This is a genomic window from Acinetobacter sp. AC1-2, from assembly GCF_016124155.1.
Taxonomy (GTDB): Bacteria; Pseudomonadota; Gammaproteobacteria; order Pseudomonadales; family Moraxellaceae; genus Acinetobacter; species Acinetobacter calcoaceticus.
On record NZ_JABFFO010000003.1, the window covers coordinates 45,311 to 70,067 of the forward strand.

The window sequence follows — 24,757 nt, forward strand, 5'->3', positions numbered from 1 at the left end:
AAAAGTTGAACAAAGCCACTATAACAGGCAGTAGGCATGTAATAAAATTACAAAACCTCGATTCATACCCCCACCTTTTAATTTAGAACTTATCTCACGTTAGACGAGACAAAAATAACTTATTATTGAGTAATCATTATGTACAAGCTTTTTTCTGCATCTATATTAACAATTTGCCTTGGCTTAACTGGCTGTGCAACGTCAATGCTATCATCAGCCTTACCCGATGAAACAACCCAAGTTCAGACGAATACTTTAAAAACAGATCAAATTATTGCCCTAGGACAGGCAGTTAAAAATCAGCAGGAACAAGGATTAGTATTTATAGGTCAAGACTATAATTATTTAATGACTGATGGTAGCGCAGAGTTTCTAAAAATTATTAAAACCATTCCAGCCACCGAAAGAACGCTTAATATCCCCTCTCCACTTGTGCTCACTATGGATGATCCAAATCATTTTCACGGAGTAATACAGGTTCGCTATAATACCCGCATGGGAAATCTAAATGAAAAACAAAAAGATATATTAAAGGATTTGGGTTTTAAACAGAATTTTGCCATGCTCCAAGCTCAAGAGAATACCCCATATCCCTATATTAATATTCTTTTCAAAGGCCAGCTTTATGAAGCTAAAGACCTAAAAGATATTCAACAAAAACTAGCAACTCCATACGTAGTTGAATTACAGGAAAAAATTGAAACAACTAAGAAACATCCATTCAAGCGTGCTACCCGCAAGGTTTTGTACCCTTTAGCAATGACCTTTGATGTAATTGTCTTTGCACCCTCTTTAATATGGGCAGATTTACATGGTGACTTTAATAAATAAAGCACTGAGATTCCTAAAAAAAAACCAGCCCTCAGGCTGGTTTTTTTAATTAACAGAGATTAACCGCTAATTTTTTTGTATTTGGTACGTTTTTGAGCAGCGTCATCACCTAAACGTGACTGGCGATATGCTTCATATTCAGCATAGTTACCTGCGTAGAACTCTGGCTGTTCATTTTCAAATGACAAGATATGTGTCGCAATACGGTCAAGGAACCAACGGTCATGTGATACCACCATTACCGTACCAGGGAATACAAGAATTGCATCCTCAAGCGCACGTAAAGTTTCAATATCCAAGTCGTTTGATGGTTCATCCAGTAAGATTACGTTTGCACCTAACTGTAAGATCTTCGCAAGTTGTAAACGGTTACGCTCACCACCAGACAATTCGCCTACACGTTTTTGCTGATCTTGACCTTTAAAGTTAAAACGGCCGATATAAGCACGTGATGCGATTTCGTAATCACCGATTTTTAAGATATCTAAACCGCCAGAAACTTCTTCCCAAACAGTTTTATTATTATCTAGAGTGTCACGGATCTGACCAACATAAGCAACTTTAACCGACTCACCTAGAGTCACAGTACCTGTATCAGGTTGCTGTTCGCCAGTCATCATACGGAATAAAGTCGTTTTACCTGCACCGTTTGGACCAACGATACCAACAATCGCTGTTGGAGGTACGGTAAACGTTAAGTTTTCGTACAACAAGCGACCGTCAAATGATTTACTGATGCCTTCCACTTCCACAACTTTGTTACCCAAACGTGGACCAGGTGGAATATAGATTTCAGATGTTTCATTACGTTGCTGGAATTCTTTAGAGTTAAGCTCTTCAAAACGTTCCATACGCGCTTTGTTTTTCTTTTGCTGACCTTTAGCATTTGAACGAACCCATTCAAGTTCTTTTTTCAATGCTTTAGCAAAAGATTCTTCTTGTTTATTTTCCTGCTCTAAACGAGCATTCTTTTGTTCTAACCAAGAAGAATAGTTACCTTGATAAGGAATACCCATACCACGGTCAAGTTCAAGAATCCACTCAGCCACGTTATCCAAGAAATAACGGTCGTGCGTAATCGCAACGATAGTGCCAGGGAAATCTTTCAAGAAACGTTCTAACCAAGTTACAGATTCTGCATCCAAATGGTTCGTCGGTTCGTCCAGAAGTAACATATCTGGTTTCGAAAGCAATAAACGGCAAAGTGCAACACGACGGCGCTCACCACCAGAAAGTAATGATACGTCTGCATCCCAAGCTGGAAGATTCAAAGCATCCGCAGCAATTTCAAGCTGGTTGTTTAGGTTATGTGCATCCCAAGCATGGATAATTGATTCTAATTTTTCCTGCTCTTTTGCAAGTGCATCAAAATCTGCATCTGGATCTGCATATTCTGCAAAAACCTGATCAAGACGTTCTAATGCATCTAAAGCTTCACGCACGCCATCTTCAACGTTACCACGAACGTCTTTAGTCGGATCTAGCGGTGGTTCTTGCTCTAAATAGCCGATTTTAATTCCAGGTTGTGCACGAGCCTCACCAGAGAAATCTTTATCTACGCCAGCCATAATACGAAGCAAGGTAGATTTACCTGCACCGTTCAAACCGAGCACACCAATTTTGGCACCCGGGAAAAATGATAAAGAGATGTCTTTTAAGATTTCGCGCTTTGGCGGAACCATCTTAGACACTCGGTTCATCGTATAAATATATTGGGCCACGCAGGACTCCTCAATTGAAAAACCAGTACATCGCAATAAGCGATAAATAATCGCGCTTATTATACGCTGAAAACCTCTTTGACTTGAAGTTATGATTTCCATCGTACGGATTTATCAAACAATTTTCTTTTTCAATAAGTTGCAAAATGTTTATGTATAAGATTTATACAAGGTTTCAGCGTATATTTTTCTATCTTTATTCCTAAAATTGGAAAACAAACCAGAATTTCTGCAATTTTCTCTATTCGTTTTAGGCTAGACTCGCTCAATATTTAACTCACGAAGATGAAGTAATCATGACTTATAAAGATGAAACCTTAGCCATTCATGCAGGCTATTCACCAGAGGCGACCACAAAAGCTGTTGCAGTCCCTATTTATCAAACCACATCTTATGCATTTGATAATACCCAGCACGGCGCTGACCTCTTTGATTTAAAGGTTCAAGGTAATATTTATACCCGTATTATGAACCCAACGACCTCTGTGCTTGAACAGCGTCTTGCCGCGCTAGAAGGCGGAATTGGCGCTTTAGCTTTGGCTTCTGGTATGGCGGCAATTACCTATGCCATTCAGACCATTACAGAAGCAGGAGACAACATTGCCTCAGTCTCAACATTGTATGGTGGAACCTATAACTTATTTGCCCACACCTTACCGAAACAAGGTATTGAGGTCCGATTTTTTGATTACCAAAAGCCTGAAAGCTTACGTAACTTAATTGATGATAAAACTAAGCTTGTTTTTGTTGAGTCGATTGGCAACCCACTCGGAAATATTATTGATCTAGAGGCTATTGCTAAAATTGCTCATGAATATGGTGTTCCAGTCGTTGTAGACAATACCGTTGCCACCCCTGCTTTATTAAAACCTTTTGAATATGGCGCTGATATTGTCATTCATTCTCTTACAAAATATATCGGTGGTCATGGCAATAGCATTGGCGGTGCGATTGTAGATAGCGGTAAATTTCCTTGGGGTAAATATCCGGAACGCTTTAAAGTTTTGAACACACCAGACCCGAGTTATCACGGGGTTAATTATGTTGAAGCATTAGGTGAAGCAGCTTATATTGCCCGTGCTCGCGTCGTTCCGTTACGCAATACAGGTGCAGCAATTAGCCCTTTAAGTGTGTTCTTGATTTTACAGGGTCTAGAGACTCTAAATTTAAGGATGGAACGCCATACTGAAAATGCTCAAAAAATTGCGGAATATTTGCAAAATCATCCAAAAGTAAAATGGGTGAATTATGCAGGCCTCAAAAATCACCCACAGCACCAACTGGCTCAAAAATATGTAAAAGGTAAACCTTCTGCAATTTTGTCTTTTGGCGTGCAAGATGGTCTCGAAGGCGGTACTCGTTTCATCGATGCACTACAACTGTTTACTCGTCTCGTAAATATTGGCGATGCAAAAAGTTTAGCTTGTCACCCTGCAACAACAACTCATCGCCAGCTCAACGCACAAGAACTTAAAGCTGCGGGCGTAAGTGAAGATATGGTACGTCTTTCGATTGGTATTGAGCATATCAATGACTTAATCGCCGATTTAGAACAAGCGCTTTCAGCTGTATAACTTTTAAACTATCTAACAAGCCTCTGGAAACAGAGGCTTTTTTATTTTCTGCTCATGACAGGACTAAAAATAATTAATGGATTAAGATACTATTTTAGAGTTTTTACTCTAAATAAATTGTTAAATTTCATATATTTACAGACTAGACAATTTTTAAACATCTATTAAGATAAGAGCTATATTTATGAGTTCATTTGGATGAACCTACGGTTGTAAAAAATAAAAATTACATACCGGAATAAATAGTCCCTGCCCCTACTTAGGTAAAATGCTGTGAATAAAAAATTAGAAGCTCTGTTCCAGGAAAAGGTACAAGATAAAGTCATTTTAGTGACAGGCGCCTCGAGTGGAATCGGATTAACGATTTCAAACAAACTTGCTGATGCTGGTGCTCATGTTTTACTTGTTGCCCGTACTCAAGAAACTTTGGAAGAAGTAAAAGCAGGTATTGAAAGTCGTGGCGGTAAGGCATCAATTTTCCCATGTGATCTCAACGATATGGATACGATTGATCAAGTATCTAAAGAAATTTTAGCTACGGTTGATCACATTGATATTTTAATTAATAACGCCGGTCGCTCTATTCGCCGTGCCGTACATGAGTCTTATGATCGTTTCCATGACTTTGAACGCACAATGCAGTTAAATTATTTTGGCGCAGTGCGCTTAGTTCTCAATATTTTGCCTCATATGATTCAACGTCAAGATGGGCAAATTATTAATATTAGCTCGATTGGTGTGTTAGCAAATGCGACTCGCTTCTCTGCCTATGTAGCATCTAAAGCTGCTCTTGATGCATTTAGCCGCTGCCTATCAGCTGAGGTTCATGCACATAAAATCGCGATTACTTCAATCTATATGCCGTTGGTTCGCACCCCAATGATTGCACCAACTAAAATTTATAAATACGTACCAACACTTTCACCTGAGCAGGCTGCTGACTTAATTGCTTATGCAATTGTGAAACGTCCAAAACGTATGGCAACCAACTTAGGGCGTTTAGCTTCAATGACTTATTCGGTTGCGCCTGGTATCAACAATATGTTTATGTCGATTGGCTTCCGCTTATTCCCAAGTTCGGATGCAGCAAAAGGTCAAGAAACCGAGAAGTTGAACTGGGCACAAAAAGCATATGCACGAATTTTCCCAGGTGAACACTGGTAATTTTCGGCTAAAAATATAATTTAGGATCTAAAAAGCGCCTCAAGTAAGGCGCTTTTTTTAACTAAAAATATTACCCATCCAGAAACTGAACATGGCCTGTTTTTACATCATAAATTGCACCCACAACTGCAATCTCACCTCGCTCAACCATATCTTTTAAGACGTTACTCTGGTTAATGATGTATTGAATATTGTAGTGAACATTCATAGCAGTCACCTGATTGATAAAGGCTTTACTTAGATCACGTGGCTGCATAATGTCATATACACTATCAACCGAATGCATTAACGGCCCAAGCACATATTGAATATGTGGCATTTCCTTCACATCAGACACTTGCTTATGCTCTAAGCGTAATTGACATGCGCTCGTCACCGCACCGCAATCGGTATGCCCTAAGACTACAATCACTTTAGAGCCTTTAGCCTGACAAGCAAACTCAAGCGAGCCTAATACCTTTTGCCCAGCTATATTACCTGCGATTCGTAAGCTAAACAGATCACCGATACCCACATCAAAAATCATTTCTGTAGGTGCACGTGAGTCCATACAACCAAGGACTGCTGCGATCGGATGTTGCCCTTCATCTGCGGTAACTCGAATTTGTCGATAAATATCTCGTTGAAGGCGTTCATTTCTTACAAAGCGCTCATTACCTTCTTTAAGCAAATTCACGACTTGCTGTGGACTCAGTTTTTGTTGTAAATCCCTTGTACTAATATCAATATCAAGTACCGCATCATCAACATCTTGATAATGCTGTTTGAACCCGACCAGTTTAAGATTTACTTGGCGTTTAATGGCCGTTTCACTTTGATAATCTTGAATAACTTGATATATGTCAGGATCAATCGAATCACATTGAGTCGCATCAATAATAAGTTGTTGATGTTTATGCACATGTTCCAATGCCGAAATAAGCGCAGAACGATTAAGAAAGGTGACTTGTGAAGGAAGCTCAATACGAGTCACTACGCCATGCAAACGCTTCTCTCTATAAACACGAATACCTTTATTAAAATTGCCATAGAGAATAAAAGCGCTACTGGTGAACAGACCAATTAAAATTCCCATTAAAAGATCGGTCAGTAAAATTGCAACTAAAGTAATAATAAAAGGTAAAAACTGTTTCCAACCTTTTTGATAAAGCTGTTTAAATAGTTTTGGATGGGTAAGCTTAAAGCCTGTCACGATTAAGATCGCAGCCAACGCAGACAGGGGAATCATGTTCATTAATGGTACGAAGAACAAAACCGCTAACAGCAACAATACACCATGAATAATGGTAGAACATTTACTACGCGCGCCTGTATTTGCATTCACCGAACTACGCACAATAACCGAGGTCACAGGCATTCCACCAATTAAGCCCGAAATAATATTACCCGTACCTTGTGCCCAGAGTTCACGGTTAGGAGGAGAAGAGCGTTTTTGAGGGTCGATTTTATCTGCCGCTTCCAGATTCAATAATGTTTCTAACGATGCCACGACAGCAAGCGTAATTGCTCCTGTGTAAATCATAGGCTCAGCTAAATAGCTAAAATCAGGGAAAATTAATACTTCTTCGGGCGCTTGCAATATATTCGGCAATTGAATGAGGTTATCAACTTGCACTGCCCAGGGTGAGCCAATACTCACCAAAATAAAATTTAAAACCGCTGCCAACACAACTGCAATCAGGGCAGAAGGTAAAGCTAGTTTTTTGAGTGGACTACTATCCCACGCTAAAATTAAGAATAAACTGAGCAAACCAATGAGTGCAGCTCCTCCATCGAAATGCTGAAGGAATGCATCTGGCGTTGAAGTCCAAACCTGTTTCCATGAAAAATCAGAAAGACCAAACAGATAAGGCAATTGTGTCGCAATCAGGATGACACCAATGGCCGCCAGTAATCCTAAAATGACATTATTTGGAATAAAGTTTGCAAAAAAGCCTAGCTTAAATAATCCAAAGAGAATTTGTAGAACACCTGCGAAAATAATACACAATAAAAAGGCGGCATAATTGCCGCCTAATTGTTCTAACTGTACAAGGATGACAGCAGTTAGTCCTGCTGCTGGTCCGGCTACACTGATGTGGGAACCACTCAGTAAACCAACAATAATACCACCAACAATACCAGCAATAATGCCAGAGATAATGGGAGCTCCTGAGGCTAAAGCGATACCCAAACACAGCGGTAATGCCACAAGAAATACAACAACTCCGGACAGGAGGTCTTTTAAATGAAATCTATTTTTCAGGTTTAAAACCGACATAAAACAACCATTTATAATATAAAGAAATAAGCAAAGTTGTACTATTACAGCCTGAAAGTGATTAATTGCTTCAAGGCTTGGTTGATGGTGTCGGACAACTGAATATCGTTAAAGTTGAGTTATGCTATAACGTTGTATATTTGATTGTAGGTTTCACAACGTTTTGTTGATCTTAAGATTCACCTCATCTTTACGACTGCGATTTTTTCTTAACTGCTTTTATATAACTGTTAAAAATAATTCTTAACCCATAAAAAAAGCCTCCGATTGGAGGCCTTTTTATCAATTAAAAACTCTTATTTAGAGCTTTTAATCCCTGCTTGTAGTAACAATGCACCTAAACCGCCAATCTTTTGTTCTTGTGGTTTATCTTGCTTGCTACGCTGAGGACGTTCAGCTTGATCTTTACGCGGTTGAGGACGCTTAGCTTGAGGTTTACGCTCAAAACGCTGTTCTGTATTTTGCTCACGACGTGGTGGACGCGGCGCTTTAACAGGTGCAGAACCTTCAGCACGCATACTTAAGTTCACGCGGTTACGTTCAACATCAACCTGCATAACACGCACTTGTACAATCTGGCCCGGTTTTACAACTTTATGCGGATCAGATACAAATTCATTTGCTAATTCAGAAATATGAACTAAGCCATCCTGATGTACACCAATATCAACAAAGGCACCAAAGTTTGTGACATTAGTGATCACACCTTCAAGCTGCATACCTTCTGTCAATTGACCAACTTCAGTAATATCTTCACGGAATTTAGCAGTACGGAACTCTGGACGAGGGTCACGACCCGGTTTTTCAAGTTCAGCTAAAACGTCTTGAATTGTTGGTAAACCAAATTTGTCATCAACAAATTCATCAGCTTTTACTTGGCGAATGATTTCAGTATTACCAATGATGTCTTTAACAGTTGTTGCTTTTGCTGCAACAATTTTCTCAACAAGACCATAACTTTCAGGGTGAACAGAAGAAGCATCCAAAGGTTCAGAACCATTTTGAATACGCAAGAAACCAGCTGCCTGCTCAAAAGTACGCTCACCTAAACGTGGTACGCTTTTCAACGCTTGACGATTATCAAAACGGCCATGCTCTTTGCGGTATTCAACAATTTGTTGAGCAATTGCTTTGTTTAAACCTGCAATATAAGCCAAGATTGCTGGTGAAGCGGTATTTACATCAACGCCTACAGCATTCACACAGTCTTCTACCACTGCATCAAGTGTTTTTGCCAAACCAGTCTGGTTCACATCGTGTTGATATTGGCCCACACCGATTGATTTCGGATCAATCTTAACAAGTTCAGCAAGTGGATCTTGTAAACGGCGAGCAATAGAAACTGCACCACGAATTGAAACGTCAAGTTCTGGAAGTTCTGCCGACGCAAGTTCACTTGCAGAGTAAACAGATGCACCCGCTTCACTTACAGTGATTCGTGTTAAATTCAGATCAGTATTCGCAGCCATCATTTCAGCAACAACAGCTTCTGTTTCACGGCTAGCTGTACCATTACCAATTGCAATGAGCTCTACATTATATTCACGGCATAGACGCGTAAGTTCAGCAATTGAGCCTTCTTTATCTTCTTTTGGAGCAAATGGATAAATCGTGCTGTGAGCAAGTACATCACCTGCATCGCTGATTACTGCCAGTTTCACACCAGTACGAATACCAGGGTCAACACCCAAAGTCGTACGGCTACCAGCTGGTGCTGACAATAATAAATGACGAAGATTTTCAGCAAACACCTGCATTGCCTCTGCTTCGGCAGTAAGACGTTTTTCTGTCAGCAATGAATGTTCGATTTGAGGACGAATCTTACCTAACCAGAATAATTTTGCAGTTTGCTTTAAGAAATCTTGACGTGCTTGAGGTTGAATTTGCTCAAGGTTGTATTCAGTTTCAATACGCGCCAATGGTGCATCATCTTCACCATCTACTTTCAAACCCAATACGTTTTCTTGACGACCACGTAACATCGCCAATAAACGATGAGAAGGTAATTTGTTTAGACCTTCAGAGAATTCAAAGTAATCACGGAATTTTTTACCAACTTCTTTCTTTTCTTCAGATGCAACCGCACTTTTTAAAACCGCACTTTTTGCAAAAGTTGTTTTTAATTCTGTAGTAAGTGAAATATTTTGCGCCCAGTCATCAATCAGAATGTGCTGAATCGCATCTAACTGACTTTCAACATCTGGGTAGTCTTCGTGACTAAAACCAGCTAATGCTTCTGTCGGGTCAACTTGTTCTGCAATAATTTTTTCAGCAATTGGTCCTAAACCTGCTTCTTTTGCTTTAAAAGATTTACTTGTACGCTTAGGGCGATACGGTGCATAAATTTCTTCTAAAGCATTTTTTGTTTCGGCTGCATTCACCCGCGCCAACAAGTCATCACTCAATTTATTCTGTTCTTGCAATGACTGAATAACCTTTTCACGGCGCTCATATAAATCACGTAAATACGCTAAACGAGTATCTAATTGGCGTAACTGCGTATCATCTAAACCTTGTGTTACTTCTTTACGGTAACGGGCAATAAATGGAACACTGGCACCTTCATCAATTAAGCGGATGGCAGCTTCTACTTGGTTTGGACGTACGGCAAGCTCACTTGCCAACTGCTGAACTAAGTCAGTCATCGTGTTTGATCCCACAAGGATAAAGTTTAAAAGCACTGATTATAAAGACCAAGCCCATAAAATCCACACTTGTTTGCGTATTCAAAACGTTTTTTTGTATTGACTCTGAATATTTATAGTTTTTACGACTACTAGAGCACATAAAAACAGGAGTTCAAGTATGAAAAAGTTGAGGCTGAGCTCTGTTTTTTAATCTTTATAAAATATAAACGTAGGCCTTGTGTCATGAAAGTGACAAAATTTTATTATAAATTATGAGAAAATGATCATATTGATACATTCCTCAAAAGCTAAAAATATAGCGATTCAACAAGGTTTTATTCGTCCAATCTTTTAACCAACCCAACCATCTGCTTACTTCAACAAATAAAAGCTTTATAACAACCAACTTGGTTTACCTAAAATATCTTATTTGAAACAATTAGTTATTACTATTTAATTATTAAAAATTTATCAAATATTTAAGTATTTGTTTTTTTAGATCAGTCTTTGCTAAATTATGGGCTTAAGATGTTGTTTTTTGGTTTCAAACCACCTTGAAAATTGTAATTTTGAGCAAATTGATACATAGTCTTAACGAGAACATCAGCATTATACTGAGGGCTTGCTGGCAATAAGCCTGACCGACCCAATAATATATAAATTATGACTTTAAAAGGGAGTACATCATGAGTTTAGTTGTACCTGCTGAACATCCTGAAACCGTACACAACGAAACGGATCGTGTCGAACGTATTTTAGTGGTCGATGACGATGTGCGTTTACGTACCCTCTTGCAACGTTTTTTGGAAGATAAAGGCTTTGTTGTAAAAACTGCCCACGATGCTTCGCAAATGGACCGTTTATTACAACGTGAGTTATTTTCACTTATCGTACTCGACTTTATGTTGCCAGTTGAAGATGGTTTGAGTATTTGCCGTCGTTTACGCCAATCAAATATTGATACGCCTATTATCATGTTAACAGCGCGTGGTAGCGATTCAGACCGTATTGCAGGTCTGGAAGCTGGTGCAGACGATTACTTACCAAAACCATTTAACCCAAATGAACTTTTAGCCCGTATCCGTGCTGTATTGCGTCGCCAAGTTCGTGAAGTTCCCGGTGCTCCAAGCCAACAAGTTGAAGTTGTAAGCTTTGGACCATGGTCTTTAGACTTGTCTACCCGCACGCTGACACGCGAAGGACAAATCGTTACCTTAACGACTGGCGAATTTGCAGTATTAAAAGCATTGGTACAACACCCACGTGAACCATTAACGCGCGACAAACTCATGAACTTGGCTCGTGGTCGTGAATGGGGTGCAATGGAACGTTCAATTGACGTTCAAGTATCTCGTCTACGTCGTTTAATTGAAGATAATCCTGCACGTGCACGTTATATCCAAACTGTATGGGGCGTGGGTTATGTATTTGTTCCAGATGGTGCGGAATAAGCTTGAGATAAGATAGAGTGAGTTTAGAACCAATCGCGCCACAAAACTTTACTGATTACGCTACCTACTCTGAACGGAAACGAACTCGGTGGGAACGTTTTCTCGACAAAATTAAGCCACGCTCTGCTGCCATGCGTACCACCATTCTGGTACTGCTGGTGGTATTTTTTAGCTTATTCATGTCGTTATGGTTCTTTTGGCGCACTCTTTATTTACCTGAAATTCAACAACATGCCCGTTATCTAGCAGTTGAACTTGAACTCGTCAACAATCCAGATATACGAATTTTCCATCGTGACAACGAAGTTGATGTTGATACGTGGTTACGTAATCGTGTTGGTATTGAATACGTTACCAATCCCAAAGAATATCCAAGCGTCCGCGATAAAGTTATTGCTGAGTTTTTTACTAATCAGATCGAACAAAAACTGGCAAATGAGATTGGAACGAAGGATGTTACTGTTTACTTCCAGTTTAAGCCTAGCCCACGCATCTGGATTCAAACACCTGAAATGCATGGGAACTGGGTCCGTGAGCCTCTAAAAACTTACGCCAACTATAGTCCTGAATTACTGGTTGGTTGGATTGTTGGTGTTCCATTACTTTCAGCTATTATTATTCTGATTTTAGTTAGGCAGATGAACCGCCCTTTACGTCGTTTGCAAAATGCTGCCAATGAATATAGTAAGGCTGGAACAGCTCCCTATTTAGATACCAATCATGGTCCCTTAGAAATTCGTCAGGTGAACCAAGCCTTTAACCGCATGGTTTATACGCTTGACCAAACTGAGCGTGAACGACGTATTATGCTGGCTGGCATTTCACATGATCTAAGAACTCCTCTTACACGTATTCGCTTAACGGCGGAAATGTTACCTGATGAGTTTTTACGTGAAGGTCTGGTCTATGACGTAGATGATATGGATGCGATTCTTAATCAGTTCATTTCCTATATGCGTGATGGTTCTGATGAAGAATTGAAAGACACCAATATCAATATGCTTTTGCAAGAACTTGTTATCCAGTTCAAACCTTTAGACATTCACTTCGAGATGCAGGATGTGCCAATTATTCCGGCACGTAGCCTTTCTTTAAAGCGACTTATTGCCAACCTAATTAACAATGCAAAACGCTATGGTGCTGAACCGATAGAACTCAGTGCAAAAGTTGAAAATGAACATATTTTAATTACTGTTGCCGATCATGGTGAAGGTATTCCAGCAGATCAAATAGAAGAGTTAATGCAACCTTTTGTTAGAGGAAACTCGGCAAGAACAGTTCAAGGAAGCGGTCTTGGCCTTGCGATTGTCAAACGTATTGTTGATATTCATCATGGTGAAATTCAAATTCATAACCGTGAACAAGGCGGTTTAGAAGTTATTATTTCTTTACCTATCCCGAAACCAAGCACTGAAGAAAATAGCTCGATCAATCCATTAGAAAAAATAAAACAAACTTTGAGTGAGCGCTTTTAATTTAACCAGTTAGTTATTAAAAGCCTCATTTTAAAGACAAATAAAATAATTAAAAATCAATAAAATAAAAACTATAAATATATTTTATACCACCATTTATTTACAAAATTAGACCTTAGCCTAACACCTATGCACTTTTCAATTTTTCATAGCTAAAATCCCCTATGTTTTGACAATTCTGAGGATGTCCAATGTCTTTAAGTCGTATTCGCCTAGCTTCTCTTCATGACAAGGTCATCAGTGCTGAACAAGCTGCACAATTCATCGAAGATGGAATGACCGTAGGTATGAGTGGTTTTACTCGTGCTGGTGAAGCTAAAGCTGTTCCACAAGCACTTGTAGAACTTGCAAAGAAAAATCCGTTAAAAATCACATTAATTACGGGTGCCAGCTTAGGTAACGACTTAGACAAACAACTCACGGAAGCAGGTGTTTTATCTCGTCGTATGCCATTCCAAGTGGACAACACTTTACGTCGTGCCATTAACAATGGCGAAGTTATGTTTATTGACCAACATTTGTCTGAAACTGTTGAGCAAATGCGTAACCAACAGCTTAAACGTCCTGATGTTGCAGTGATTGAAGCAATTGCAATTACTGAAGATGGCGGCATTATTCCAACGACTTCTGTAGGTAACTCTGCAAGTTTTGCTATTTTTGCCGAGAAAGTAATTGTTGAAATCAACACATCTTTAAGCGAAAGCTTTGAAGGTTTGCACGACATCTACATTCCAACTTATCGTCCAACACGTACTCCAATTCCATTAACAAAAGTGGATGAGCGCATTGGTACATCAGCAATCCAAATCGATCCTGCAAAGATTGTTGGTATTGTATTTAACGATACGCATGACTCACCATCAACGGTAACTCCGCCAGATGATGAAACTCAAGGCATTGCAAACCACCTGATTGCTTTCTTTAATAAAGAAGTTGCTGAAGGTCGTTTACCGAAAAGCCTTGGCCCATTACAAGCAGGCATCGGTTCTATTGCCAATGCTGTATTAACTGGCTTAAAAGATTCTGACTTTGAAGACCTCATCATGTACTCAGAAGTATTACAAGACTGTACTTTTGAATTAATTGATGCAGGCAAGATGAAATTTGCTTCTGGTAGCTCAATTACACTTTCTGCAAAATGTGGTGAAAAAGTTTTTGGCAATATCGAAGCTTACAAAGACAAATTAGTACTTCGTCCACAAGAAATTTCTAACCACCCAGAACTGGTTCGCCGTTTAGGTATTATCGGCATTAACACTGCGCTTGAGTTTGATATTTACGGTAACGTGAACTCGACTCATGTGTGTGGTACTAAAATGATGAACGGTATTGGTGGTTCAGGTGACTTTGCTCGTAACGCTCACTTGGCGATCTTTGTGACCAAATCAATTGCTAAAGGTGGCGATATCTCTTCTATCGTGCCAATGGTGAGCCACGTTGACCACAGTGAACACGATGTTGATATTTTAGTGACAGAGCAAGGTTTAGCAGACTTACGCGGTTTAGCACCTCGTGAACGTGCTCGCGTTGTTATCGACAACTGTGTACATCCACTTTACCGTGATGCATTAAATGATTACTTTGATCGTGCATGTGCTAAAGGTGGACATACGCCTCATTTACTTCGTGAAGCATTGTCTTGGCATGCAAACTTCGAAGAAACAGGTCAAATGCTTCAAGCAGCACCAGTTGCAAAATCAGCTTAAATAACTGGTTTAATTCAAGCACTCCTATGGGGGTGCTTTTTTATTTGTTTAAATTATTCATAAAATACTGCTCAAGCCCAAATTTTTATTTTATCTTTTCAGCACATCAAAACAAAAAGTAGAAATCCATATGTTTATTATTCGTCAATTTACAAATGCGGATCTGGAAGATGTCGTTATTTTATGGGAAAGCTGCGGCCTGACTCGTCCTTGGAATAATCCTGAAACCGATATTTTCAGAAAAGTCTCACAACAAGATGATTTATTTTTAGTTGCGATTAAAGATGAGCAACTCATTGGCACACTTATGGGCGGCTATGACGGTCATAGAGGCTGGATTAACTATTTAGCTGTTCACCCCCACCAACAACGCTTAGGAATAGCTACAGCGCTCGTTCAGCAGCTTGAAAAGCGACTGATTGCTCGGGGTTGCCCAAAACTACAATTATTAGTGCGTAAAGATAACCTAAATGTACTGAATTTTTATGAACAACTCGGCTATGACGAAGTAGAAGCGGTATGTTTAGGGAAACGTCTAATTAGCGATAGTTCACATGATTAAGCCCTTACTTGTTATAGCTTTGACATAATAAGAAAAATAATCAGAACTTGGGGATAAGTGACAGTGCTTGTGGATAAATCTCATTTTACCCACAAGTAAGAAAATGATTTGTTCAGATAAAAACAATAGGCATGAAAAAAGCCTCATACGTTATGTATGAGGCTTTTTCGAATATGGTGGCGAGACCCAGGATCGAACTGGGGACACACGGATTTTCAATCCGTTGCTCTACCTACTGAGCTATCACGCCGATGGCCTGTATTAAGCCGTATCTCAGAACAATAGTCAACTATTATCCTGAGTTTTTGATTTAAATGAGTATTTTTTATACTCAAAAAAAATCCCTGATGGGATCAGGGATTGAAAACACATATAATGGTGGCGAGACCCAGGATCGAACTGGGGACACACGGATTTTCAATCCGTTGCTCTACCTACTGAGCTATCACGCCGAAGTGGGCGTATTAAACAATGTTTATATGATCACGTCAAGCAACTTCCGTGTTTTTTGTAACAAGTGATTATTTTTGAATCACCATCACATACAAACTGGACTTTTAATGGTGTAATTTACCAATATGAGCCAAACAGCGATGAATAGCACCACAACCCGGCTCAAAAATTTTCACGCCTTTTGACTCTTCTATACGACAAGCTTCTTCAACTAAACGCTCTGCTACCCCACGACCACGGTTGGCAGGATGCACAACAATATATTCAAGAACCTTGCTTTCACCTTGTCCTGAAGACCACATTGCCCCTATAATTTTGGTGTTAAATTCGGCAGTGTATAGCGTGGTATACTGTTGTAAATCTTGTTCAAGTTGTTCAATCGCATCGTGCCCGTCACCAAACTCCGGACTTGTATCATACAGTCGCTCAAGCTGATCGCGAATCTCTGAATTATCTAGAGAACTATAAGCATGTACGGTAATAGGCATTGATTAACCCTCCTGAGCAAACTATGATGCTGTCACGAATTCGTCACAGCGAAATTATCGTTACATCCAATCATTTTTGACGTTTTTTTGAGGAACGTGTCCATGACGCAACGTATCAGTGAAGTGGTTAGAAATACCAATGAAACCAAAATTCGAGTTCGATTAAATCTCGACGGTACTGGTCAAGGCACACTAAACACTGGAGTTCCATTTTTAGACCATATGATTGATCAAATCAAGCGACATGGCTTATTTGATATCGATATTCATTGTGACGGAGACCTCGAGATTGACGATCACCACACTGTAGAAGACTGTGGAATCACGCTTGGACAAGCTTTTGCACAAGCTTTAGGCGATAAAAAAGGTTTAAAACGCTATGGTCATTTTTATGCACCATTAGATGAAGCCTTGTCTCGTGTTGTTGTAGATTTATCTGGTCGTCCGGGTTTATTTATGGATATTCCATTTACCCGCGCACGTATCGGTACATTTGATGTCGATTTATTTTCTGAGTTTTTCCAAGGTTTCGTAAACCATGCGCTTATGACCTTACACATCGATAATTTGAAAGGTAAAAATAGCCACCATCAAATTGAAAGTGTGTTCAAAGCGCTTGCTCGTGCTTTACGTATGGCATGTGAAGTTGATCCACGTGCAGAAAACACGATTGCATCGACAAAAGGTAGCCTCTAATGACACGTATCGCGTTACTTGATTATGGCATGGGCAATCTACACTCAGCAGCTAAAGCACTTGAGTATGTGGGCGCTACAGTCGATGTGACCAATGATCCAAAATTAATTGCACAAGCCGACAAAATTGTTTTTCCAGGTGTTGGCGCAATGCGTGACTGTATGCAAGGCATGCGCGAAGCAGGCATTGATGAAGTCGTACGTAAAGCTGCTTTTAACAAACCAGTTCTTGCAATTTGCGTAGGTATGCAAGCCCTACTACAAAGCTCAGAAGAAAATGGCGGTGTAGATGCACTAGGTATTTTTGACGGCGTAGTAAAACACTTCCCTCAAATGGAAGGGTTAAAAGTGCCTCATATGGGTTGGAACCAGGTTCACCAATTGGACCCAAGCCACCCTATGTGGAACAACATCGAACAAGATGCCCGCTTCTACTTTGTACATAGTTATTATGTCGAGCCAAAAGATGAAAGTGTTGTGGCTGCGACCTGTGACTATGGCGTGAACTTCTGCACAGCAATTCACAAAGAGAATTTATTTGCTACTCAATTCCACCCAGAGAAAAGTCATACTGCCGGTTTGCAGTTACTGAAAAACTTTGTGGAATGGAATATTTAATTTCCTTTAAAAAATAAAATAGATCAAGTCGAGATGGCCTGATCTATTTTTTTATTTATAATAACAACCAATCATTTACAGAATGATATTTTATTCAACAAAATATTGAATATTTATACTTTTAAATAAAACCAAATGATCAGGAAAACAAAATGAATTCACCTTTTGAAAATCAACCGATTCAACAAGATTCCCCCTTTAAAGCAAGTGGTCGTTTTGGACGACTCTCTTATGCAGCATGGTTACTGCTTTATGCTATTATTTTCACTAGTGCTTTTGCAGTGATTGGTATGTCTGCTGGTCTGGTAGTTGAACCCAGCAGTAATGTACCTGTCACGGTTGGGTTCATTTTATTATTTGTTTTTTATATCGCATATTTCTATTCTACTTTTATACTTATGATTCGTCGTTTACATGATCGAAATCATAGTGGTTGGCTGTCACTACTTCTACTCGTACCCTTGGTAAATATTGGCCTTATAATTTATCTTTTTGCAGCTAAAGGTGATGAAGGCACTAACGACTACGGTCCAGCGCGGGCAACGCCAAGTTGGGAGCGTATATTGGGTTGGATTTATATTGTCATTATTCCAATCCTCTTTATTGTTGGCATTATTGCAATAGCAGTCCCAAGCTATCAAACTTACATTGAAAAAAGTCAACAAATTAAAATTAGCTCAACAACCCAACCATAAACATTGTTAAATCATTGATAAAGCCTAGTTCTCTAGGCTTTATTCCTATATAAAGCTAATAGCTCAATTCATTTGTATGCTGTTAAATATGTCCGAAGCCTCTCCCCTCCTTGATAAAGCCTCTATTCAGCAGCTTCCTCCTTTTGAAAATCTTAACTATCAAAATATTGTGGTGATTGAAAATATCGAGCAATGTAAAACTATTGAAGAAGAATTAAAAAACGCTGTAATTTTGGGATTTGATTCTGAGTCTAAACCGACTTTTCGGGTAGGTGAAGTCTCGACAGGTCCACATCTGATTCAGTTAGCGACTGAACAAAAAGCATATCTTTTTCATGTAAATTCATCGACTTTAAAATTTTTACAGCCTATTTTATCTAACCCAAAACAAATCAAAGTCGGTTTTGGACTCAAAAATGATAAGCATATTTTTCATAAAAAAGGGATTGAACTCGAAGGTTGTGTCGACCTCGCAAAAGGCTTTAGCCATTTTGGTTTTAAACAGCAACTGGGGGTACAAAAAGCAGTTGCGCTGTTATTTAAGCAATATCTTGCAAAGTCGAAAAAAATTGGAACGTCAAACTGGGCACGAAAGCCACTTAGCTCTCAGCAAATCAGTTACGCTGCTGCCGATGCATATGCTGCTTTATTGGTATTTCAAGAGCTCAGAAAACAAAAACTATTACCCACTCACATTTCTCAAACTATTCAAACCGCACTTCAAGCGTAAAGTTATAAAAGTCTTTTCTAAGGCTTAGCGATTGATCAATACTTTGCTAAGATGTGCACAATTTCATAATCATGATGAAGCAAGGAGCGGAAGCATGCTAATCATTCCTGCAATTGACCTGAAAGATGGTAAATGTGTGCGTTTAAAACAAGGGCGTATGGAAGACGATACCGTTTTCTCTGACGATCCAGTTGCAACTGCCCAGCATTGGGTAAATGAAGGCGCACGTCGTTTGCATTTGGTCGATTTGAATGGCGCTTTCGCAGGCACTCCAATTCATAAACCTATTGTTGAAGCAATTGCTAAAGCTCAGCCAGAATTACCAATTCAAATTGGTGGTGGTATTCGCTCTTTAGAAACAATTGAGCACTATTTAGAAGCTGGCGTGACTTTTGTCATTATCGGCACTAAAGCAGTTCAAGAACCTGAATTTGTAGAAGAAGCTTGTAAACGCTTTGCAGGCCACATCATTGTTGGTATTGATGCCATGAATGGTATGGTTGCAACTGACGGTTGGGCTAATGTAACTGACGTTAAAGCAACTGATTTAGCAAAACGTTTTGCTGATGCAGGCGTATCTAGCATTGTTTACACAGACATTGCTCGTGATGGCATGATGCAAGGGGTAAACGTTGAGCAAACTGTAAACTTGGCTCAATACTCAGGCCTTCCAGTAATTGCTTCTGGTGGCGTAACTAACCTTGATGACGTTCGTAACTTAATAGGCCAACCAGGCATTTTAGGTGCGATTACAGGCCGCGCAATTTATGAAGGCACACTGAGCCTTCGTGAAGCTCAGCTTTTGTTAGATGAGAATCGTCTTTAATTTTTAAGATGTAAAAAAGAGCCTGTTTAGGCTCTTTTTTTATTTTTTGATTATCTTTAGTTTAATAACTTTTCTAAATCGATAACCTCATCTGCAAGTTCCATTGCGTAGGGTGAATGTGTAATCATAATTACGGATGGAACGACTTGCTGAATATATTCAAGTATATTTTTTGCAGTATCTACGTCCAAGGCGGCAGTCGGTTCGTCTAGGATGATGAGCTGCGGGCGAGCTAAAAGTCCTCGAAGAATGCAAATTCTTTGCTTTTCTCCTCCTGAAAAATTCTTATAAATTTCAGTTAAATCATCATCAAGTGTCAGTTGATGCTTTTTCAAAATATGTAATAGGTTAAATTGATCAAGCATCTGAAGTAAGTAAGAATCCTCATATATATGCGAGGAGTTATAAACTAAATTATCTCTAAGGGAATAAGGGAAAATAACTGGTTGCTGTGCAACGTAAACAACCTCATCAAAAATATGCTTAGAAAAATTTTGGCTAATATCAATATTTTTATACAAAAGCTGTCCTGATTGAATCTGATATACCCCCATTAAATAATTCATCAGAGAAGTTTTACCCAAACCTGTTGGGCCAATCACGACATACGTTTTATTGGCTAGTATTGTTAAATTAAAATGATCTACTGCTCTTTTTCCTAATAAAAATTTAGCATTTATAAATTGGAAGAGATCTTCAGAATGTTGAATGGCAGAAGACGTATATTGTTCTTTCTTTAGATTAAAGTACTGCCGATATTTTGCTAACGCGACAAAATTTCCATTTAAACGCATCAAGCTTTGGGAAACCGCCAGAAATGGATTGGTGAGTTGAATAATATAGGTACTTATCAATACAAAAGCACCCGGTGTAAGCTGCTTTTCAGTTGAAAGAAACACTGTAAATAACATAAAAATTAGTAAAAACAGAAAGATCAGGAACAATTGAGAAATCATCAATAGCCCTATTTTCTTGTTCCTATCTTTAGCTGTTGTGATGTATGAATCTAATGTGGCATTAAATTTTGACAATTGAAACGGTACCGCATTTTTTACTTTAATTTCATAGGAGTTGGATATTTGATGTATCAAATGGCTATTCACCAGATTGTCTTGTTCATACATGGCATCAAATAGTGAACTACTTGTTTTATTTATATGAAAGGAAACTATAAAAATAACGATAGCTATTAATAAAAAGCTAATACTAAAAACTAAGCTAATGGTCGTAAATAAAACTGCAAAAATCATAACCAATTGAAAAATAATTGGCCCCAAATGAAGCAGTAACGTTAGATTAATCTCACCAAAAGCAGAACTTCCTCTTTCAAGATCACTGATTACTGTTCCCGCTTCAATTTGATCTTGTTGATCTTTTTTAATATTTAAATAATTTTTTAAACCAGCAGAAATTAATGCTCCTTTGAAATCGACCATCAAATAAGCACCAAAAATATTTTGCGTCCAATGACATAACTCATTTACCAACCATGCTGTAGCGTAGGCAAGTACAATTAGATATAAAAAATTAAATGGGAGTTGAATATTGAACAAAAAGCTATATTCATGTGCCGAATAATCGATAATAATTTTCAGCAGGTATGGTAATAATGTGGTAAAGAATGCTGAAAACATCACTAATAAAAACATGAGAAACATACTACTCTTCTGTTTCTTATAATTTTCTTTAGAAACTTTCCATAAAAATTTATAGTTTTGAATATCTTGCGAACTTAATAAAAACTTCATTTCTGTATCTTTTTTCTATTAAAACAATTTAAAAATAATTTCATTACACAAGAAATATTATAACTTGCCTTATTTATTGTTATTCATGTTTTTTTAATTAAAATTACAAGTTTTTAAATAATAAAAATTCTATATATAAAACTTAATAACTCACATAATTTTAAAAAGACTTTAAAGTTAATACACCACATTTCGAATAAATTTAAGCACTTGGTTACTACTATTGATATAGGTGTAAGTCACTGAACTTTCAAAACTAAAAGATGAACCAGCAGGAATTATTTTTATGCTATCGGTAAACTGTATGGTCAACTCACCTTCTAATACATAAATCAGTTCTTGCCATCCTTCCGCATCTGCTTCGGCAATATAAGATTCACCCACTGCCAATGACCACGTCCAAAGCTCAACTTGTGACCGAGATGGGACTGAAGCCAATAAGGTTGCTTTGCTTTCTTCTTTGTCTCCCTGCCAAGCAAGTACATTTACTAAGGCTTGCTCTTTAAGCTCTGGTGCACTCACAATCGTTCTAAAATCTACACTTAACACTTCCGCAATTGCGTCGAGTTTAGCCAAGCTAATATTGACCTGCCCTGTTTCTAAAGCAGCGATTGTCCGTCTGCTCACCCCTGCCTGATCGGCTAAATCCTGCTGGCTTAAACCTCGCTCATCTCTTAATGAACGGATGTTTGTGCCGACATGCTGTAAAACGGTACTGGGCTGGATCATAAAATAAGTAGCAAAGAAAATATGAGCAATATATTGCACAAAACATAGGAATACTGCAATATGTGCAGTATATTGCACAATCACTCCTGATCAGATATGTCACCAATTTCTCTGAGCTCAAGCAAAGCCCCACAACTAGCTCTTATCCTAATTACCATTATTTGGGGTGGAACATTCCTTACTGTGCAGTATGCACTGAATTTTTCATCGCCTATGTTTTTTGTGGGCTGTCGCTTTGCTGTAGCTGCGTTTACTTTACTGCTTATTTCATTAAAAAGTATGAAAGGCATAACGTTAAAAGATTTAGGTGCAGGGAGTGCAATTGGCCTCGTAATTGCGGCGGGCTATGGCACACAGACGATTGGTCTTCAAACCATTCCAAGTAGTGAATCCGCATTTTTAACGTCACTTTATGTGCCGCTTGTCCCTCTTTTAATGTGGCTCATCTTTAGAAAAACTCCACACATCATGACTTGGGTTGGAGCGGTCCTTGCGTTTGCTGGTCTTGTTTTGTTGACAGGAAATGGTTTTAAGCAGATTTCATTAAGTTTTGGACAGCTTTTAACAGTGCTTGGTGCATTTGCAATTGCTTTAGAGATTATTTTTATTAGCTACTTTGCTGGAAAAGTAAATTTACGCCGTGTCACTATCATTCAACTCGCTGTCGCATCTCTAATTTCTTTTGCCATTATGCCCGTGGTTGGTGAACATACGATTCCAGCATTTTCATGGCCTCTTGTGATGATTGCTGTTGCATTAGGCTTAGCCAGTGCACTCATTCAATTTGTGATGAACTGGGCTCAACGTGTGGTTGACCCTTCACGGGCTGCAATTATTTATGCAGGAGAACCCGTTTGGGCGGGCATTATTGGTCGAATTGCTGGTGAGCGTTTACCAGTCATTGCTCTTTTGGGTGGTGCTTTAGTGGTATTAGGTGTTTTAGTTAGTGAGTTAAAAATTAAGTTACCGACCAAAAAAGTCAAAAGAATTCGAGAATAAAAAAAGAGAGCGTAATGCTCTCTTTTTTTATCTATTATTTTTTCTTCAATAATATGCAGGGTTGATAATACTCAACTGTCGGCATTGGATCATAAAATGGATGGAGCAATGCCTTCCATTCCTGATAAGCCTCAGACTTTCTAAACCCTTCGGTATGATTTTCAATCTCATCCCAAAAAATCATTAAAATATAATGATGTGGGTCAGTTGCATGTCTAATCAGCTGGACAGCATTAAAGCCTTCCATTGGATAGACAATATGTTTGGCCTGCTCAAATGCCGCAAGAAACGCCTCACTTTGCCCAGCCTTTATGCTCAAATGCACATGTTCAATAATCATGGTTTATTGATACATCGGGCGATTATCATTTAAAGCAATCAATCCACGAATTGCACGATATACAATCCAAATCCACGCAGCAGTAATTACGCCTACACAGAATACAGTAGATGAGACTGCAACACCTGCAAACAGATCAGGATTTTCACCCGTAAAGAACAAGAAAATAAATGGCAAAAAGGCGATAATATTCCAAGCTAGATACCACCAGAATGTTCTGATTTGCCATGTAAAGTGGCTCTCAAAAATTGAACCTTGTACATCAGAACGTTTCACGTAGTTAATAATTAGAGCAATAACCGCAAGTAAGCCGCCTGTAAAAATGGCAACAATATAAAGTACATATAAAATAAGCGTTAAAGTACGATTTGAATCTTGGTCGATAGAACTATTCATTTTTATACCTCTCGAGTTTAATAAAACGATTTACTTTTATGAGCCCCGCAACACATTTAAGGGAGAAATTAGCCACAAAATCAAAAGTAAATGAAGGAATATGGTACAAAAATAAATCTTACGAAAGGGTTGTTTTTGTGTTTTATGTCTCAGTTTTTGTTGTGCCCACCATGCAGCAGGCCAGCCCCCTAAAAAGCTGACAATATGCAATGTTTGTTCAGGCACACGGCGATTACCCAATTGTGCTGCTTCTTTGTCTTGTGAATAGAGCCAATAACTCAGCACATTCATCATTAAAACAAACAACAAGGTGTAAGCTGGCAAAGTATGCATAAAGCTCATAATGCCCATTAAAACAAAATAAAATACGATCCCCATTTGCATGGCAGACCATGGTTTAGCTTGAAAAGAAGATTCTGCTTTTGCTGGCTTTGGAGCTTTACGAGTTTGAGATGCTTTTAGGTAGGTTACCTGTTGGGCACGAAAGCGACCACGTTCATCAAGGATAACCAGATATTCCAGTGCACAGCCAATAATTGGCCGAGGACCAGGGCGTGCAAAATCTTTGATATGCAAAAAGACTCGCTCTTTTTCAGCATCATCTGGCTGAATAAAGCCATAACCTTTTTCGTCGAACCATTCGACTAATCGCCCCTGATCTCGCATCTT

22 protein-coding genes, 2 tRNA genes and 1 pseudogene are annotated in these 24,757 nt (G+C 38.8%); 14 read left to right on the forward strand and 11 right to left on the reverse strand.

Annotated elements, in window-relative coordinates; translation table 11 throughout:
- The first annotated feature begins 138 nt into the window (after positions 1 to 138).
- On the forward strand, positions 139 to 831 hold the full coding sequence (locus tag HL290_RS12145; RefSeq protein WP_198496594.1) for a hypothetical protein: 693 nt from the start codon (positions 139 to 141) through the stop codon (positions 829 to 831).
- Between the two features lie 59 nt (positions 832 to 890).
- On the opposite strand, the gene ettA is transcribed toward HL290_RS12145, so the two are convergent.
- Positions 891 to 2,552, reverse strand: coding sequence for an energy-dependent translational throttle protein EttA (ettA, locus tag HL290_RS12150; RefSeq protein ID WP_003653862.1), 1,662 nt, complete (start codon positions 2,550 to 2,552; stop codon positions 891 to 893).
- Positions 2,553 to 2,848: 296 nt separating this feature from the next.
- Between ettA and HL290_RS12155 the strand changes: the two genes are divergently transcribed.
- Together HL290_RS12155 and HL290_RS12160 are read left to right on the forward strand one after the other, a co-directional pair.
- Positions 2,849 to 4,126, forward strand: coding sequence for an O-acetylhomoserine aminocarboxypropyltransferase/cysteine synthase family protein (locus HL290_RS12155; RefSeq protein ID WP_198496595.1), 1,278 nt, complete (start codon positions 2,849 to 2,851; stop codon positions 4,124 to 4,126).
- A gap of 273 nt (positions 4,127 to 4,399) precedes the next feature.
- Positions 4,400 to 5,290 (forward strand): SDR family NAD(P)-dependent oxidoreductase, encoded by an 891-nt coding sequence (locus HL290_RS12160; protein ID WP_005044093.1) that lies wholly within the window; start codon positions 4,400 to 4,402, stop codon positions 5,288 to 5,290.
- A gap of 70 nt (positions 5,291 to 5,360) precedes the next feature.
- Here HL290_RS12160 and HL290_RS12165 read toward each other — a convergent pair whose 3' ends face one another.
- The gene (locus HL290_RS12165) at positions 5,361 to 7,550 is read right to left on the reverse strand and encodes a solute carrier family 23 protein (RefSeq protein ID WP_198496596.1); all 2,190 of its coding nucleotides are present in this window, start codon (positions 7,548 to 7,550) and stop codon (positions 5,361 to 5,363) included.
- Between the two features lie 296 nt (positions 7,551 to 7,846).
- Positions 7,847 to 10,195 carry a Tex family protein gene (locus tag HL290_RS12170; RefSeq protein WP_198496597.1) on the reverse strand — a complete coding sequence of 783 codons (2,349 nt, stop codon included), beginning with the start codon at positions 10,193 to 10,195 and terminating at the stop codon, positions 7,847 to 7,849.
- A gap of 668 nt (positions 10,196 to 10,863) precedes the next feature.
- Between HL290_RS12170 and ompR the strand changes: the two genes are divergently transcribed.
- From ompR to HL290_RS12195, 5 genes and pseudogenes are all read left to right on the forward strand, one after another.
- Positions 10,864 to 11,628 (forward strand): two-component system response regulator OmpR, encoded by a 765-nt coding sequence (gene ompR / locus HL290_RS12175; protein WP_000060753.1) that lies wholly within the window; start codon positions 10,864 to 10,866, stop codon positions 11,626 to 11,628.
- Positions 11,629 to 11,645: 17 nt separating this feature from the next.
- Positions 11,646 to 13,103: an ATP-binding protein gene (locus tag HL290_RS12180; protein WP_005038215.1), complete on the forward strand. Its 1,458-nt coding sequence runs from the start codon at positions 11,646 to 11,648 to the stop codon at positions 13,101 to 13,103.
- Between the two features lie 27 nt (positions 13,104 to 13,130).
- Positions 13,131 to 13,259: pseudogene (locus HL290_RS12185) on the forward strand (hypothetical protein).
- A 35-nt stretch (positions 13,260 to 13,294) separates the two neighbouring features.
- Complete coding sequence (locus HL290_RS12190) at positions 13,295 to 14,809, forward strand: acetyl-CoA hydrolase/transferase family protein (protein ID WP_003653872.1); 1,515 nt, start codon at positions 13,295 to 13,297, stop codon at positions 14,807 to 14,809.
- Positions 14,810 to 14,939: 130 nt separating this feature from the next.
- On the forward strand, positions 14,940 to 15,371 hold the full coding sequence (locus HL290_RS12195; RefSeq protein ID WP_004639785.1) for a GNAT family acetyltransferase: 432 nt from the start codon (positions 14,940 to 14,942) through the stop codon (positions 15,369 to 15,371).
- 174 nt (positions 15,372 to 15,545) lie between these two features.
- Here HL290_RS12195 and HL290_RS12200 read toward each other — a convergent pair.
- From HL290_RS12200 to HL290_RS12210, 3 genes are all read right to left on the reverse strand, one after another.
- Positions 15,546 to 15,621: transfer RNA gene (locus HL290_RS12200), tRNA-Phe, on the reverse strand.
- Positions 15,622 to 15,747: 126 nt separating this feature from the next.
- Positions 15,748 to 15,823, reverse strand: a tRNA-Phe gene (locus HL290_RS12205).
- Between the two features lie 105 nt (positions 15,824 to 15,928).
- Complete coding sequence (locus HL290_RS12210; RefSeq protein ID WP_003653877.1) at positions 15,929 to 16,312, reverse strand: GNAT family N-acetyltransferase; 384 nt, start codon at positions 16,310 to 16,312, stop codon at positions 15,929 to 15,931.
- A 102-nt stretch (positions 16,313 to 16,414) separates the two neighbouring features.
- Here HL290_RS12210 and hisB point away from each other — a divergent pair, with 102 nt between their 5' ends.
- The 5 genes from hisB to hisA all read left to right on the forward strand — a co-directional run bounded on the left by hisB (position 16,415) and on the right by hisA (position 19,876).
- On the forward strand, positions 16,415 to 17,008 hold the full coding sequence (gene hisB, locus HL290_RS12215; protein ID WP_002116767.1) for an imidazoleglycerol-phosphate dehydratase HisB: 594 nt from the start codon (positions 16,415 to 16,417) through the stop codon (positions 17,006 to 17,008).
- Positions 17,008 to 17,625, forward strand: a complete 618-nt coding sequence (hisH, locus tag HL290_RS12220; RefSeq protein ID WP_005038212.1) for an imidazole glycerol phosphate synthase subunit HisH — start codon at positions 17,008 to 17,010, stop codon at positions 17,623 to 17,625. The genes hisB and hisH overlap by 1 nt, the downstream gene beginning before the upstream one ends.
- Before the next feature lie 152 nt (positions 17,626 to 17,777).
- Positions 17,778 to 18,320, forward strand: coding sequence for a DUF805 domain-containing protein (locus HL290_RS12225; protein WP_198496598.1), 543 nt, complete (start codon positions 17,778 to 17,780; stop codon positions 18,318 to 18,320).
- 88 nt (positions 18,321 to 18,408) lie between these two features.
- The gene (locus HL290_RS12230) at positions 18,409 to 19,050 is read left to right on the forward strand and encodes a 3'-5' exonuclease (RefSeq protein ID WP_198496599.1); all 642 of its coding nucleotides are present in this window, start codon (positions 18,409 to 18,411) and stop codon (positions 19,048 to 19,050) included.
- Positions 19,051 to 19,144: 94 nt separating this feature from the next.
- Positions 19,145 to 19,876, forward strand: a complete 732-nt coding sequence (gene hisA / locus HL290_RS12235; RefSeq protein WP_004639792.1) for a 1-(5-phosphoribosyl)-5-[(5-phosphoribosylamino)methylideneamino]imidazole-4-carboxamide isomerase — start codon at positions 19,145 to 19,147, stop codon at positions 19,874 to 19,876.
- Positions 19,877 to 19,932: 56 nt separating this feature from the next.
- Here hisA and HL290_RS12240 read toward each other — a convergent pair whose 3' ends face one another.
- Together HL290_RS12240 and HL290_RS12245 are read right to left on the reverse strand one after the other, a co-directional pair.
- Positions 19,933 to 21,624: an ATP-binding cassette domain-containing protein gene (locus HL290_RS12240; protein WP_198496600.1), complete on the reverse strand. Its 1,692-nt coding sequence runs from the start codon at positions 21,622 to 21,624 to the stop codon at positions 19,933 to 19,935.
- A gap of 177 nt (positions 21,625 to 21,801) precedes the next feature.
- A complete protein-coding gene (locus tag HL290_RS12245; RefSeq protein ID WP_198496733.1) occupies positions 21,802 to 22,353 on the reverse strand; it encodes a helix-turn-helix domain-containing protein in 552 nt (183 codons plus the stop codon).
- A 96-nt stretch (positions 22,354 to 22,449) separates the two neighbouring features.
- On the opposite strand from HL290_RS12245, the gene HL290_RS12250 reads away from it, so the two are divergent.
- Complete coding sequence (locus tag HL290_RS12250; protein ID WP_198496601.1) at positions 22,450 to 23,352, forward strand: DMT family transporter; 903 nt, start codon at positions 22,450 to 22,452, stop codon at positions 23,350 to 23,352.
- Between the two features lie 34 nt (positions 23,353 to 23,386).
- On the opposite strand, the gene HL290_RS12255 is transcribed toward HL290_RS12250, so the two are convergent.
- From HL290_RS12255 to HL290_RS12265, 3 genes are read right to left on the reverse strand one after another with little or no spacing between them, the layout of a single operon-like run.
- Positions 23,387 to 23,692: an antibiotic biosynthesis monooxygenase family protein gene (locus tag HL290_RS12255; RefSeq protein ID WP_045433515.1), complete on the reverse strand. Its 306-nt coding sequence runs from the start codon at positions 23,690 to 23,692 to the stop codon at positions 23,387 to 23,389.
- A 3-nt stretch (positions 23,693 to 23,695) separates the two neighbouring features.
- On the reverse strand, positions 23,696 to 24,088 hold the full coding sequence (locus HL290_RS12260; RefSeq protein ID WP_198496602.1) for a DUF4870 family protein: 393 nt from the start codon (positions 24,086 to 24,088) through the stop codon (positions 23,696 to 23,698).
- Between the two features lie 36 nt (positions 24,089 to 24,124).
- Entirely contained in the window at positions 24,125 to 24,754 is a 630-nt protein-coding gene (locus HL290_RS12265) for a DUF1294 domain-containing protein (protein ID WP_198496603.1), read from the reverse strand.
- Positions 24,755 to 24,757: the final 3 nt, after the last annotated feature.